Source organism: Rhizobium aureum (assembly GCF_030182495.1).
In the GTDB taxonomy this organism is placed as follows: domain Bacteria; phylum Pseudomonadota; class Alphaproteobacteria; order Rhizobiales; family Rhizobiaceae; genus Rhizobium; species Rhizobium tropici_C.
On the sequence record NZ_JAQJCI010000009.1, the window covers coordinates 94,364 to 107,306 of the forward strand.

14 protein-coding genes are annotated in these 12,943 nt (G+C 60.6%); 6 read left to right on the forward strand and 8 right to left on the reverse strand.

Features of this window, described 5'->3' with window-relative positions; translation table 11 throughout:
* Positions 1-193: 193 nt before the first annotated feature.
* Positions 194-1,345: a GGDEF domain-containing protein gene (locus tag PH552_RS20730; protein ID WP_113249844.1), complete on the forward strand. Its 1,152-nt coding sequence runs from the start codon at positions 194-196 to the stop codon at positions 1,343-1,345.
* Between the two features lie 41 nt (positions 1,346-1,386).
* Here the strand turns inward: PH552_RS20730 and PH552_RS20735 are convergent, their stop codons facing one another.
* Together PH552_RS20735 and PH552_RS20740 are read right to left on the reverse strand one after the other, a co-directional pair.
* Positions 1,387-1,866, reverse strand: a complete 480-nt coding sequence (locus PH552_RS20735; RefSeq protein WP_183762550.1) for an anthrone oxygenase family protein — start codon at positions 1,864-1,866, stop codon at positions 1,387-1,389.
* Positions 1,863-1,997, reverse strand: coding sequence for a hypothetical protein (locus tag PH552_RS20740; protein ID WP_285166268.1), 135 nt, complete (start codon positions 1,995-1,997; stop codon positions 1,863-1,865). Before PH552_RS20740 ends, PH552_RS20735 begins: the two co-directional genes overlap by 4 nt.
* 99 nt (positions 1,998-2,096) lie before the next feature.
* Here PH552_RS20740 and PH552_RS20745 point away from each other — a divergent pair, with 99 nt between their 5' ends.
* The 3 genes from PH552_RS20745 (at position 2,097) to PH552_RS20755 (ending at position 4,568) form a co-directional block, all read left to right on the forward strand.
* The gene (locus PH552_RS20745) at positions 2,097-2,747 is read left to right on the forward strand and encodes a TetR/AcrR family transcriptional regulator (RefSeq protein WP_183762556.1); all 651 of its coding nucleotides are present in this window, start codon (positions 2,097-2,099) and stop codon (positions 2,745-2,747) included.
* Positions 2,748-2,871: 124 nt separating this feature from the next.
* Positions 2,872-3,570: an orotate phosphoribosyltransferase gene (locus tag PH552_RS20750; RefSeq protein WP_183762558.1), complete on the forward strand. Its 699-nt coding sequence runs from the start codon at positions 2,872-2,874 to the stop codon at positions 3,568-3,570.
* Between the two features lie 71 nt (positions 3,571-3,641).
* Entirely contained in the window at positions 3,642-4,568 is a 927-nt protein-coding gene (locus PH552_RS20755) for a carbohydrate kinase family protein (protein WP_183762560.1), read from the forward strand.
* A 143-nt stretch (positions 4,569-4,711) separates the two neighbouring features.
* On the opposite strand, the gene pgi is transcribed toward PH552_RS20755, so the two are convergent.
* Together pgi and PH552_RS20765 are read right to left on the reverse strand one after the other, a co-directional pair.
* A complete protein-coding gene (gene pgi / locus PH552_RS20760) occupies positions 4,712-6,337 on the reverse strand; it encodes a glucose-6-phosphate isomerase (RefSeq protein ID WP_183762562.1) in 1,626 nt (541 codons plus the stop codon).
* Positions 6,338-6,509: 172 nt separating this feature from the next.
* On the reverse strand, positions 6,510-8,207 hold the full coding sequence (locus tag PH552_RS20765) for a long-chain fatty acid--CoA ligase (protein WP_183762564.1): 1,698 nt from the start codon (positions 8,205-8,207) through the stop codon (positions 6,510-6,512).
* Between the two features lie 350 nt (positions 8,208-8,557).
* Between PH552_RS20765 and PH552_RS20770 the strand changes: the two genes are divergently transcribed.
* On the forward strand, positions 8,558-8,950 hold the full coding sequence (locus tag PH552_RS20770) for a PRC-barrel domain-containing protein (RefSeq protein WP_112343721.1): 393 nt from the start codon (positions 8,558-8,560) through the stop codon (positions 8,948-8,950).
* A 60-nt stretch (positions 8,951-9,010) separates the two neighbouring features.
* Here the strand turns inward: PH552_RS20770 and PH552_RS20775 are convergent, their stop codons facing one another.
* Positions 9,011-9,406, reverse strand: a complete 396-nt coding sequence (locus PH552_RS20775) for a VOC family protein (RefSeq protein WP_112343722.1) — start codon at positions 9,404-9,406, stop codon at positions 9,011-9,013.
* 177 nt (positions 9,407-9,583) lie between these two features.
* Here PH552_RS20775 and PH552_RS20780 point away from each other — a divergent pair, with 177 nt between their 5' ends.
* Positions 9,584-9,967: a YciI family protein gene (locus PH552_RS20780; protein WP_183762566.1), complete on the forward strand. Its 384-nt coding sequence runs from the start codon at positions 9,584-9,586 to the stop codon at positions 9,965-9,967.
* A gap of 47 nt (positions 9,968-10,014) precedes the next feature.
* On the opposite strand, the gene PH552_RS20785 is transcribed toward PH552_RS20780, so the two are convergent.
* Genes PH552_RS20785 through PH552_RS20795 form a run of 3 tightly spaced genes read right to left on the reverse strand, consistent with a single transcriptional unit; the run spans position 10,015 to position 12,871 of the window.
* Positions 10,015-10,764, reverse strand: a complete 750-nt coding sequence (locus tag PH552_RS20785) for an ABC transporter permease (protein ID WP_112343724.1) — start codon at positions 10,762-10,764, stop codon at positions 10,015-10,017.
* Entirely contained in the window at positions 10,761-11,708 is a 948-nt protein-coding gene (locus tag PH552_RS20790; RefSeq protein ID WP_183762568.1) for an ABC transporter ATP-binding protein, read from the reverse strand. The genes PH552_RS20785 and PH552_RS20790 overlap by 4 nt, the downstream gene beginning before the upstream one ends.
* Positions 11,705-12,871, reverse strand: a complete 1,167-nt coding sequence (locus PH552_RS20795; RefSeq protein WP_183762570.1) for an ABC transporter permease — start codon at positions 12,869-12,871, stop codon at positions 11,705-11,707. The genes PH552_RS20790 and PH552_RS20795 overlap by 4 nt, the downstream gene beginning before the upstream one ends.
* Between the last annotated feature and the right edge of the window lie 72 nt (positions 12,872-12,943).

Below are 12,943 nucleotides of genomic sequence, written 5' to 3' on the forward strand. Positions count from 1 at the left end.
ATTTACATTATATAAGTAAATTCAAATTTACACAAAATATTGTAGTAACGCATCCGTATTTGCCGCGATATGGAACGTATATTTTACTGATATATATTTTCTTTATTATTTGCTGTAACCAATTTGATACCCCTTGAAGCCTAGCGTGTCATCGATCCCCCGCGGTAGAAAGTGAAACCGTCGAAAGAGCATGATGCTGGTTGATTATAATTCCCTACTTCTGGCTCTCGGCGTTTCCGCGTCCTGCCTCGCGGTCACACTGGTCGGAAGCTGGTTTTCCCGCCGGCCCGATACTTTTCTTCTGACGTGCTCCGCCGGCCTTGTGCCGCTCGTCGCCGGGATTTTCATCTACGGCGCCTATGTCGATCGGCCGCAACCGCTTCTTGCCATCCTGACTTTCGTGTTGTTTTTCATCGGTTTTGCGACCATTTGGATGGCGGGCCACCAGTTCCGCACGCGCCACCTCTCCAAAACTCGCTTCGCTCTCGGCTGCCTGACCGGCATCTGCGCTTCGGTGGGACCTATGCTCGCCGGCTACGACGGGCTTGCCTTCATCGGCGACAATGTCGTCATCTGCGTCCTCCTGCTTCTGACGGCGCGTGAATATTGGCTGAGCCGGCGTGAAGCGCCCACGCCTCTCTACGGCATCACCGCGCTTTACACGCTGACCGCCATTTCCTTTGCCCTCTGCGCGGCTGTGTTGATCGGCGATGGCAAGCTCGTGCTGGGTCATGCGCCGGACAATTGGGCGGAGGATGTCAGCCTTGCCGTCTGTATTGCCGGGATGACCGGGATCGGCGCATTGTCGCTTGCGCTGCACCAATGGCGCCAGGCCGCCTTCCACCGTCAGGAGGCGATCACCGATTCTCTGACCGGGCTGCTGAACCGCCGAGCCTTGTTCGATCTCCACGGCCACCGCAGCTTCGGCCCGTCCATGGCCGTCATCATCTTCGACATCGACCGTTTCAAGACCATCAACGATCAGCACGGCCACGCCACCGGGGATCTTGTGCTCAAGCTTTTCGGTCAGGAGCTCGCCTTCGGTTTGCGGCCTTCCGACACCGTGGCACGCCTGGGCGGCGAGGAATTTGCGCTCGTTCTCGACAATGCACTGCCGGGGCGCGCGGAGCAGGTCGCAGAGCGGGTGCGTGATGCCTTTGCGGCGCGGGCGATCAGCATCGACGACAAGACCTTGGTCTGCACCGTCAGCGCCGGGGTTGCCACCGGCACGGCCAAGGGTCTGGGTTTCGATGATGTCCTTCGTGCCGCCGACAAGGCGCTCTACGAGGCCAAGCGCAACGGCCGCAACCGTGTCGAGGTTGCGGCCTATCTGCATGCCGTCTAGCCAGTCATTTCCAGGGGCGTATGGGTGCTCTTCCGATGCATTCAGAACAGAGCTTTCACGAAGGCGCAGACGGCCAATAGGGAAGCCACCGTGCGCACATGGTTCCACCAGACCCAGTCGCGGAGATAGGTCGACCATAGCTGTGCCGACTCTGCGGAATGGCCGTCGACCTTGTCGAGCGCGTCGTTCAGCGGCACATTGAACACCATCGTCGAAAGAAAGCTTGCGACGACATAGAGCGCCGCACCCGCCAGCATCATCATGCTGACGCTGCCCCGCCAGTAGAGAATTGCCATCACCGCGATGAAGAGCGACAGCGCGGCCGTCAGCAGGAACAGCACGATGAAGGGCGAGCGCACGATTGTCGTGTTGATCGACTGCATGGCAGCGATCCCCTGATCGACTGGCAGACGGGCGAAGGCCTGCATGATGAAGGTCGAAAAAGCGAAATAGACGCCGGCGAGAAGGCCGCTGCCGAGTGCTGCGACGACGAGGGCGATATTCGTGATCGGAAAGGTCATGAATGGACACTCCAGATGCCGGTTGCGGCGGTTTGCCGGGCATAAGCGAAAAAATCTTTCGGTTGCCTGCCGAGGATCCGGCGGTCGATTTTTCCCGATCCGCCAATGATGGCAATGGTCGAGATCTGCATTTCAAGCTCCTCCAGCACAAAATGTGATAAATTCTCTTATTTGCGAAATGTGATAAACTCTCTTATATTGCTTGTCAACAGTGACAGGCAGGGGAAGGCATGACGCAGGACCAGATCGCGAGACGCAGGCGTAGCAAGAATGAGGCGGGCACACCGCGTCGTATACCCAGCCAGCAGCGCGGCCGCGAACGGGTGGAGCTGATCCTTTCGGTGGCATCCGAGTTGATTGCCAAGAACGGCAGCGACGCGCTGCGCATGGGCGAGATCGTCGAAAAGGCCGGTGTCTCCTTCGGCTCGCTCTATCAATATTTCCCCGACAAGACGGCGATCATCCGCGTGCTGGCCGAGCGTTTCAACGAGCAGGGCCGGCAATGCGTCGAAGACGAGCTGGCGGCAATCGAAAGTCGCGATCAGCTCCAGGAGGCCCTTGGGCGCATCGTCGATGGCTATTACGCGATGTTTCTCGATGAGCCGGTCATGCGCGACATCTGGCATGCCACCCATGCCGACAAACTGCTGCAGCAGGTCGATGCTGAAGACATGGAATGGCATTCGCAGGCGTTTCTGACCGTCCTAAAACGCCTATGGCCGGAGCGCGACGATTCCGAGCTTGCAAGAACAGCCCGATTGACCATGCAGTTGGTCGCCGCCGCCGTGCGTTACGCGATTTCGATCGAAAGGGAAGAGGGCGACAAGGTCATCGCGCTGTTCAAGGCGATGCTTCCCGCCGATCTCGGTGCATTGCGGTAATCGCCTGCGGTTGCCTTTACCGGCAGCGGCCGTGACGATACCGCAAAAGCTTCTATTCGTCTGGAAACTCGCGCCGCTTGCTGCTATTGCCGCTGGGACATTAGCGCTGCGAAGGAGGCCCTGCATGACCCAGATGACTTTTACCGATCGCGCCGTCATGGCTGAGCTGGTGGCCAGGATGCTTTGGGAGATCAAGGCGGTCCATTTCAGCGCCGACAAGCCCTATAAGCTTGCCTCCGGCATGGCGAGCCCGGTCTATATCGACTGCCGCAAGCTGATCTCCTATCCGCGCATCCGCTCGACGGTCATGGATTTCGCCGCAAGCCTCATCGTGCGCAATGCCGGCTTCGAACGGTTCGATTGCGTTGCCGGCGGCGAGACGGCGGGCATTCCCTTCGCCGCCTTCCTGGCCGAGCGGCTGAACCTGCCGATGATCTATGTCCGCAAGCAGCCGAAGGGACATGGCCGCAACGCCCAGATCGAAGGTGATATGAAGGACGGCGCCCGCGTGCTCGTCATCGAGGATCTGACCACGGCCGGCGGCAGCATGTTCACCTTCATCGACGCCATCCGCGCGGCCGGCGGCATCGTCGACCATGGCATGGCGCTGTTCTATTACGGCATCTTCCCCGAAGCGGAGGCGCGCTTCGCTAACGGAAAAGTTCGCCTGCATCACATCGCCACCTGGCGCGACGTGCTCGCCGTCGCCAAGGAACAGAAGCTGTTCGACGACAAGACGCTGGAAGAAGTCGAGGCCTTTCTCAATGCGCCGCTCGCCTGGTCCGGCCGGAACGGCGGTATTTCGGAGTTGCCCACAAACTGACGCTTTGCTTTTGCACTGAATCTATCTAATCGATTTATGGATACGACAGACGCGCTCTTTGGGAGGCCGGAATGATATTGTGCTGTGGCGAAGCTTTGATCGACATGCTGCCGCGGGAGACGACGCAGGGCGAGAAGGGCTTTGCTCCCTATGCCGGCGGCGCGATCTTCAATACCGCGATAGCGCTTGGCCGTCTCGGCGTTCCCACGGGCTTTTTTACCGGTCTCGCCGACGACATGATGGGCGATATCCTGCGCGAGACGCTGTCGGCCTCCAAGGTCGATTTCAGCTATTGCGCCATCACGCCCCGCCCGAGCACGATCGCTTTCGTCAAGCTCGTCAACGGCCAGGCAACCTATGCCTTCTACGATGAAGGCACGGCCGGCCGCATGATCGCCGAGGCCGATCTTCCGGCGCTTGGCGACGATTGCGAAGCCCTGCATTTCGGCGCGATCAGCCTGATTCCCGACCCCTGTGGCGCGACCTATGAGGCGCTGATGAAGCGCGAGCACCAGAGCCGTGTGATCTCGCTCGATCCGAACATCCGCCCTGGCTTCATCAAGGACAAGGCCTCGCACATGGCGCGTCTCAATCGCATGGTCGCCATGTCCGATATTCTGAAGTTCTCCGATGAGGATCTGGCATGGTTCGGCATCCCTGGCGATCACGATGAACTCGCCGCGCATTGGCTGGCCAAGGGCGCCAAGCTCGTCGTCATCACCAAGGGCGCGGAAGGCGCAACCGGCTACACCAAGTCGCTGAAGGTCTCGGTGCCGAGCGAGCGCGTCACCGTCGTCGATACCGTAGGGGCCGGCGATACCTTCGATGCCGGCATTCTGGCGTCGCTGAAGATGAACAACCTGCTGACCAAGGCGCAGGTGGCTTCACTTGACGAAAAAGCCCTGCGAGATGCGCTGGCTCTGGGCGCCAAGGCTGCGGCGGTGACGGTGTCGCGTGCGGGCGCAAATCCGCCCTGGGCGCATGAGATCGGGCTTTGACCCACCCTCCCCTTGAGGGGGAGGGTCGGCACGTAGTGCCGGGGTGGGGTGAGCCTTTAAATCACTAACGCAGAGAGCCTAGTCACCCCCACCCGCCGCTTTGCGGCGACCTCCCCCCTCAAGGGGGAGGTGGGTGAACGCTTTTACTTCGCGCGGCTTGCCAGCGCAGCCACCAGCCCTTGCGTCGAAGAATCGTGGCTGGCGGCGCTTTCCTTGCCTTCGATGACGGGCAGCAGGCCCGTTGCCAGTTCCTTGCCGAGTTCGACACCCCACTGGTCGAAGGAGTTGATGCGGAAGAGCACGCCTTCGACGAAGACGCGGTGCTCGTAAAGCGCGATCAGGCGGCCGAGCGCATAGGGCGTCAGCTTGTCGTAGACGAAGGTTATCGACGGACGGTTGCCGGTGAATACGCGGTGCGGCGCGACGAAATCGGCCTTTTTATCATCCATGCCCTTGGAGGTGAGCTGTGCCTTGGCTTCCTCGAAAGTGCGGCCCTTCATCAGTGCTTCCGACTGCGCCAGGCAATTGGCCATCAAGAGCTGGTGCTGGTGGCGCAGGTCCGGCTCGAAGCCGTTGGCGGCGATCATGAACTCGGCCGGGATGATGCTCGTGCCCTGGTGGATGAGCTGATAGAAGGCGTGCTGGCCGTTGGTGCCGGGTTCGCCCCAGACGACCGGGCCGGAATTGCCTTCGACCGGCGTGCCGTCGATGGTGACGCCCTTGCCGTTCGATTCCATGTCGAGTTGCTGCAGGTAGGCCGGGAAGCGCGACAGGCGCTGATCATAGGGCAGGATCGCGCGGGTCGGATAGCCGAGCACGTTGCGGTGATAGAAGCCGATGAGGCCGAGCAGCATCGGCAGGTTTTCCTTGAAGGGCGCCTGGCGGAAATGGTTGTCCATCGCATGCGCGCCGTCCAGGAACTTGCCGAAGTTTTCCGGGCCGATGGCGATCATCAGCGGCAGGCCGATGGCCGACCAGATCGAGTAGCGGCCGCCGACCCAATCCCAGAAGCCGAAGACGCGCTCGCTGTCGATGCCGAAGGCGGCGACCTTGTCGAGCGCCGTCGAAACGGCGGCGAAGTGATGCTGAACGGCAGCTTCGCCGAGTGAATCGGCGATGAACTTGCGCGCCGTCTGGGCGTTGGTCATCGTTTCGATCGTCGTGAAGGTCTTGGACGCGACGATGAAGAGGGTCGTTTCCGGCTTAACGAGCTTCAGGATATCGGCGATATGAGCGCCGTCGATATTGGAGATGAAGTGCGAGCGCGGGCCATCGTGGAAAGGCGCCAGCGCCAGCGTTGCCATGACCGGGCCGAGATCGGAGCCGCCGATGCCGATATTGATGACATCGGTGATTGCCTTGCCCGTGGAGCCCTTCAGTGCGCCCGAGCGGATGCCGTCGGCAAACTTGCCCATGGCGGCCAGAACCGCGTTGACGTCAGGCATGACATCCTTGCCGTCGACGAGTACCGGCTTGTTCGAGCGATTGCGCAACGCGGTATGCAGCACGGCGCGATTTTCGGTGAAGTTGATCGCGACGCCCGAGAACATTTCCTCGCGCTTGGCAGCGATGCCGCCTTCGACTGCGAGTTTCTCGAGCAAGGCGAGAATTTCATCGTTCACCGCCGTCTTGGAATAATCCATCAGCAGGTCGTCGACCGAAGCGCTGAAACGGGAAAAGCGCTTGGGATCGGCGGCAAAGGCGGCGCGGATATCGGTGGCCTTCGTTGCCGATGCGGCGCTCTTCAGTTGATCGACGAGGGCGTTCATGGGGACTCCTTGCGGTTCGCGCCGCTTGCCGTCCGGAGAGGGCAGGGCACTCTGAGTTGGTCGCGGAAACTATTCCCTATGTAGGGCGCAAATCAAGTTCACGTATCGTCCAAAACGAAAAAAGCCGCTCGCCAAAAAGGGCGAGCGACTTCCTGAATGGCAGGGATTTATGTCAGCCGCGCAACTCCTTGCGCAGGATCTTGCCGACATTCGATTTCGGCAGTTCCGAGCGGAATTCGATGAAGCGCGGGCGCTTGTAATTGGTCAGATTGGCTGCGCAATGGGCCTTCACGTCGGCCTCTGTCAGGGCCGGGTCCTTCTTGACGATGAAGAGCTTCACCGCCTCGCCTGAATGCGGATCGACCACGCCGATCGCAGCGGCTTCCAGAACGCCCGGATGCATGGCAGCCACTTCCTCGATCTCGTTCGGATAGACGTTGAAGCCCGAGACCAGGATCATGTCCTTCTTGCGGTCGACGATCTTGGTATAACCGCGCTCGTCCATGAAGCCCATGTCGCCGCTTCGGAAGAAGCCGTCCAATGTCATCACCCTCGCGGTTTCGGCCGGCTGCTTCCAATAGCCGGCCATAACCTGCGGCCCGCGAATGCAGATCTCGCCAACTTCGCCGAGCGGCAGCGAATTGCCGTTCTCGTCGCGAATGTCGAAATCGGTGCCGGTGATCGGAAGGCCGATCGTGCCGGTGAATTCCGGGCTGTCGAAGCGATTGGCGCTTGCGACCGGCGATGTCTCGGACAGGCCGTAGCCTTCGGTGATCCAGGCTCCCGTCATTTTCTGCCAGCGCTCGGCGACCGGCCGCTGCACCGCCATGCCGCCGGCAAGCGTTGCCGTGTTGGAAAGATCGAGCTTGGCGAATTCGGGGTTGTTCATCAGCGCATTGAACAGCGTGTTCAGGCCGGGGAACATGTCGAACTTGTATTTGCCCAGTTCCTTGATGAAGGCCGGTATGTCGCGCGGGTTGGCGATGAGCACGTTATGGCCGCCGAGCGACATGCCCATCAGCGAATTCACCGTCAGCGCGAAGATGTGATAGAGCGGCAGCGCACAGACGAAGGTCAGCTGTTCCGGGCGCGGCTTGTTGATGTAGGCGGATTGCAGCCAGAGCAGCAATTGCAGCTGGTTGGCGAGCAGATTGGAGTGGGTGAGGATCGCGCCCTTGGCAACGCCTGTCGTACCGCCGGTATATTGCAGGAAGGCGATATCGCTGCCGGTCAGCTCGGAAGGCTTCAGCGGCAGGCGCGCGCCTTCGTCAAGAACGCTCCTGAAACTGCGGTGGCCGGGGATGGACCACGCCGGCACGAGCTTCTTCACCTTGCGCACGACGAAGTTGACGATATGGCCCTTGACGCCGAGCATGTCGCCAAGCGCGGTGACGACGACGTGGCGAACATCCGTATGCGCCAGCACCTGCTCCACCGTATGGGCGAAATTCTCCAGAACGAAGATCGCCTTGGCGCCGCAGTCGCGCAGCTGGTGTTTGAGTTCGCGCGGTGTATAGAGCGGATTGACGTTGACGACGACGAGGCCCGCGCGAAGAATGCCGTAAACTGCGATCGGATTTTGCAGCACGTTCGGCATCATGACGGCGACGCGGTCGCCCTTCTGAAGGCCGAGGCTCTGCAGCCATGCGGCAATCTTGCGCGTCTGCGTGTTGAGATCGCGATAGGTGACGGATTTGCCCATGCTGGTAAAGGCGAGCCGGTCGGCATAGCGCGCGCAGCTTTCCTCCAGCAGCTCGACGAGTGACGCATGCTCCAGCGGCGGCAATTCCGCCGGTACGATGTCCGGGTAAGAGGCGAGCCATATTTTCTTGACCTGCGGTCTATCCGAAGGAGCGGAGACTGAATTCATGCGCACTTCCTCCTTTACGCATCATCACCACGCCCCGCCGTCCTCGGGCGGCGGTCATGTAAAGTGTCACTGCGCGATCGAAAAGTCTCCCGCTTTTCACATCGTCGCAGCCTTTGCTCTCAACTAAATTATTGGAGCATCATGGAAGCTACAATAACCTTGACGTAAACGTCAATAAATGTTCTGCGCTCACGTTTTTTTACAATCTTGAAAAAAGTACTGGAACTTTTATGACAACGGAGCGTTAATAGGCCCGTGGGTGTAAACCCATCGGAGCATCGTGCTGCCCCAAAGAGCAGATCGGACGCTCCACGATTTTATGTGACGCGTATCCAAAAGGAGGTGCGCATATGCATAAAGAGAGTGCCGAGATCTCGGGCCGTGACCTTTACATCAAGGACATGTCGATGCTGGTCGCCTGCGACCGCGTCGAGGGATCCAGGGTATTCGGCTCGGACGGTAAGCAGATTGGTCATATTGAACGCCTGATGCTCGAGAAAAGTGATGGACGCATCGCTTTCGTCATTTTGAGCTTCGGCGGCTTCTTCGGCATCGGCCAGGAGCACTACCGGCTGCCGTGGGAGAAGCTGCGCTACGATGCCCGCATCGACGGCTATCGCGTCAGCATGACCAAGAACGACATCGAAAAGGCATGCCGTTTCGCCGCCAAGGACGATCACGACCATAAGAATCATGGCCACAAGAGCCACGATTATTTTGGCGTGCCGCCCTATTGGATGTGAGCGCGCTGATAAAGCCGGTTCGGCAGGCCCCGCAGACGCGGGGTGCCGATATGCGTGGTTTTATTGAAACCGCCCATGCCTTTGCACCACTTCGATCTTGTAACCGTCAGGGTCGGTGACGAAGAAGAAGAGCGCAAAAAGCTTCCCATCCCGATTGAGTTCGACGATCTTGCCAGGGTTCAGCCCCAGCGCGGTCATCCGCGCATGTTCGTCTTTCAGCTCCGTGACCGAGACCGCGAGGTGACCGTAGGCCTCCCCCAATGGATAGGGCGCGGTGCGGCCCTGATTGATCGTCAATTCCAGTTCGAACCCGGTTTCAGCATTGCTGAGATAGATCAGCGTGAAGGTCTCGAAGGCGATCCGGTCGGCGGTCTTCAGGCCGAATGCCTTGTCGTAGAATTCGATCGAGCGCGCTTCGTCGAGCACGCGGATCATCGAATGAATCATCTTGGCCATCGGCGCCTCCATCGGTCTTTGGAAGATATAGCCAAAGCCAATGCCACCGCCGGGTTGTCAAGGCAAGCATGTCGCAAATCGCTCCACCTTTGTTTGCGTGCAGATTCGGGGTTTCTGGATTTCGATCCGTCTGCTTAACTCCCCGGCGCTCAAGTATTCGGCTCAAAGGGGGAAACCATGTACTATGCCATTCTGGCTTATCACGAGGAAGGTATCGTTGAATCCTGGAGCAAGGAGGAGGATGCCGCGCTCATGACGGAGCTTTTGGAGATCAATGATCGCCTGGTCGCGCAGAAATCGCTGGGACCAGCCGCGCGGCTCGGCCCGACCCAGAGGGCCGTCACCTTGCGCGGGCCGGGTGCGGGACTGGTCATCGATGGCCCATTTGCCGAAACCAAGGAACAGTTGCTCGGCTTCTACGTCGTCGATTTTCCGACGCTCGATGCGGCCGTCGAAGCTGCGCGCGAGCTGCGCCGCGCCAATCCCACGGCCGTCTATGAAATCAGGCCGGTCTCGCTTTACCTGCCCGGCGCGCCTTTGCCTTCCGGCGAAGGCACTTGATAAACCTATGTGCGGCGCCGGCCTTGAAGGGGCTGGCGGTCGCCTTATCAATGGGATTGCAATCCGATCTTGCTGGTGACCGACCGCTCGATCATCTCCATGCCGTCATAGATTAGCACCGCCATCAGGCCGACGATCAGGCCGCCCTGCAGGATGAAGGCAGTGTTGTCGTTGATCAGCCCGGCGATGATGACTTCGCCAAGCCCCTTGGCGGCAACGGTGGAGCCGATCGTCGCCGTGCCGATATTGATGACGGTCGCGATCTTCAAGCCCTCGATGATCAGCGGCAAGGCGAGCGGCAATTCGACGCGGAAGAGCCGCTGCCAGCCGCTCATGCCCATGCCGTCGGCGGCGTCGAGCACCGAGGCCGGCACCTGCTGCAGGCCGGCTACCGTGTTCTCGAAGATCGGCAGCAGCGCATAGAGAAACAGCGCGATCAAGGTCGGCACCGCACCGAAGCCGGTGGTCGAGATCGCAAGCGCCAGCACGGCAACGGGCGGGAAGGTCTGCCCGGCATTGGCGATCGCCCGCGACAGCGGCAGGAAATCGGCGCCGATCGGCCGTGTGACGAAGATGCCCCCAAGCACGGCCAGGATCCCGCTTGCCGCAATCGAGATCAGGATGAGTTCGAGATGGCTGAGCGCCAGGCTCGGCAGGCTGTTCTGCGTATAGATCGGCGACGCCCCGAACTTGGTCAGCGGCGCAAGGACAGGCGTCAGCCATTCCGGATAAAACAGCAGCACCAGCAGCAGCGCCAGCGCGAGAAGGCGGAAGAGATTGGCGGCGAGAAATTTCATGCTTTGCGGCCCAGCTCGATCAGATGCTGGATCGAGATCGAACCGACGGGCGTCTTGCGCTCGTCCTCGACCGTCGCCTCGTCCGCGCCCTGCCAGATCAATTCCGCCAGTGCATCGCGCAGATTGAGGGTTTGCGGCAGGCTGTGACCGAGCCCGGGGCGCGGCGGCTGCATGCTTTCCTTCAGCGGCAGCAACGACATCAGCTTCAAGGCCCGGTCGGACGTACCGGTCAGCTGCTGCACGAAAGGATCGGCCGGCTCGGTCAGGATCTTCTCGGGTTCGGAGCATTGCAAAAGCTTGCCTTCGCTCATGACGGCGATCTGGTCGCCGAGATGGAAGGCTTCGTCCATATCGTGGGTGACGAGGACGATGGTGGTGCCAAACTGCTTCTGGATGGCAAGCAGATCGTCCTGTGCCTTGCCGCGGATGACCGGGTCGAGCGCGCCGAAGGGCTCGTCCATCAGCAGCAATTCCGGTTCCGCCGCGAGTGCGCGTGCGACGCCGACGCGCTGCTGCTGGCCGCCGGAAAGCTGGCTTGGATATTTGCCGGCAAAGGTGCCGGGGTCGAGATGGAAGAGATTGAGGAGTTCTTCCACGCGACTATCGATGCGCGTCTTTTCCCAGCCGAGCAGCTCGGGGACGGTGGCGATATTCTGCGCGACCGTGCGATGCGGAAAAAGCCCGTGCCCCTGGATGGCATAGCCGATGCGGCGGCGAAGCTCGGTCGCCGGCACATTCATGATGTCCTCGCCGGCAACGGAGATGTGACCTTCGGTGATTGGTACCAGCCGGTTGATCATGCGCATCAGCGTCGACTTGCCGGAGCCGGAGGTGCCGACGATAACGGTGATCGTGCCCTTTTCCATGCTCATGCTGACATTATCGACCACAGTCGCGCTGCCATAACGCTTGGTGACGCCCTTGAGCTCGATCATGCTGGTCATGCGCGTTGTCCCCGAATGCTGTCGATGACCGCATCGAGGATGACGGCCGATGAGAAGGCGAGAAAGACCGTCGGCACGGCGCCGAGCAGAACGAGGTCATTGGCTGTCTGGCCGATGCCCTGGAAGATGAAGAGACCGAAGCCGCCGCCGCCGATCAGCGCCGCCACGGTGACGAGGCCGATTGCCTGCACCAGCACGATACGGATACCGGTGAGAATGACCGGAAAGGCGAGCGGCAGGTCGATGCCGGTCAGGATCTGCCGGCGTGTCAGGCCCATGCCGGCGGCGGAATCGCGCACGGAAGGATCGACGCCGGCAAGGCCGACGACAGTATTGGCGACGATCGGCAGCAGAGAATAGATAACGAGCGCTACCAGCGCCGGCGCCACGCCGATGCCTTTGACGCCGATCTCGGCAGCGAAAGGAACGTTGGCGGCGATATAGCCGAGCGGCAGCATCAGGATGCCGAACAGCGCCAGGCTCGGAATGGTTTGCACCAGGCTCAGCGCCCGCAGCACCACGGCACGGATGCGCGGCTGCCAATAGCAGAAGATGCCGAGCGGCAGCGCAAGCACGATGGCGATCGCAACCGAGCCGATGGAAAGGAATACATGGCTGAGCGCTTCGTGCCAGAACTTGTCGGCATTGTTGGCATATTCCTTCATGATCGAGAGATTGTCGAGCAGGCCGGAACGCAGGACGACGGTAAGCAGGGCGGCATAGAGCGCCAGCGCCGCGACCCTCAGCCATGGCGTCAGCCGCAGCTTCACCAGAGCATCCGAGATCATCAGCCCCACGACGGCCAGCAGCACCCAGAAGGAGCCGCCGGGTGTGATGCGGGCCACGGTGCTGCCCGCTGGCGTCGCGGCGGTCGAGACGAAGCCGAGCGTGAGGATCAGTGCGGCGATCGCAAGCGTGGCAATGCCGAGGCGGATGATCTGATTGCGTAGGAACAGTGCTGCAAGCGCTGCTGCCGTCAGAAGAATAAGCAAGACCACAGCGGCCGGCTGCGCAATGAGTTGCGTCAGCAGCTGCGGCTTGCCGGCGGCGATGCGGTTTGCCTTGACGATGATGAAGGGCGCCCAGGCCATTGCCAGCGCGCCGCCCGCCACCAGCACCACTCCGAGACGGTCCACTCGACGGACCGCTAGTGCATCTTCCATCAGGCAAGCTCCGTCAGCGCATGAGCCCAGAATTCAAGGCGGGTTCGGACAAAACCATGCCCATTCAAATGT

Excerpts from the sequence above, each read along its gene's own strand:
- PH552_RS20730 (WP_113249844.1), top strand. The coding sequence starts at position 194 with ATGCTGGTTGATTATAATTCCCTACTTCTGGCTCTCGGCGTTTCCGCG.
- PH552_RS20735 (WP_183762550.1), bottom strand. The coding sequence starts at position 1,866 with ATGACCTTTCCGATCACGAATATCGCCCTCGTCGTCGCAGCACTCGGC.
- PH552_RS20740 (WP_285166268.1), bottom strand. The coding sequence starts at position 1,997 with ATGCAGATCTCGACCATTGCCATCATTGGCGGATCGGGAAAAATCGAC.
- PH552_RS20745 (WP_183762556.1), top strand. The coding sequence starts at position 2,097 with ATGACGCAGGACCAGATCGCGAGACGCAGGCGTAGCAAGAATGAGGCG.
- PH552_RS20750 (WP_183762558.1), top strand. The coding sequence starts at position 2,872 with ATGACCCAGATGACTTTTACCGATCGCGCCGTCATGGCTGAGCTGGTG.
- PH552_RS20755 (WP_183762560.1), top strand. The coding sequence starts at position 3,642 with ATGATATTGTGCTGTGGCGAAGCTTTGATCGACATGCTGCCGCGGGAG.
- pgi (WP_183762562.1), bottom strand. The coding sequence starts at position 6,337 with ATGAACGCCCTCGTCGATCAACTGAAGAGCGCCGCATCGGCAACGAAG.
- PH552_RS20765 (WP_183762564.1), bottom strand. The coding sequence starts at position 8,207 with ATGAATTCAGTCTCCGCTCCTTCGGATAGACCGCAGGTCAAGAAAATA.
- PH552_RS20770 (WP_112343721.1), top strand. The coding sequence starts at position 8,558 with ATGCATAAAGAGAGTGCCGAGATCTCGGGCCGTGACCTTTACATCAAG.
- PH552_RS20775 (WP_112343722.1), bottom strand. The coding sequence starts at position 9,406 with ATGGCCAAGATGATTCATTCGATGATCCGCGTGCTCGACGAAGCGCGC.
- PH552_RS20780 (WP_183762566.1), top strand. The coding sequence starts at position 9,584 with ATGTACTATGCCATTCTGGCTTATCACGAGGAAGGTATCGTTGAATCC.
- PH552_RS20785 (WP_112343724.1), bottom strand. The coding sequence starts at position 10,764 with ATGAAATTTCTCGCCGCCAATCTCTTCCGCCTTCTCGCGCTGGCGCTG.
- PH552_RS20790 (WP_183762568.1), bottom strand. The coding sequence starts at position 11,708 with ATGACCAGCATGATCGAGCTCAAGGGCGTCACCAAGCGTTATGGCAGC.
- PH552_RS20795 (WP_183762570.1), bottom strand. The coding sequence starts at position 12,871 with ATGGAAGATGCACTAGCGGTCCGTCGAGTGGACCGTCTCGGAGTGGTG.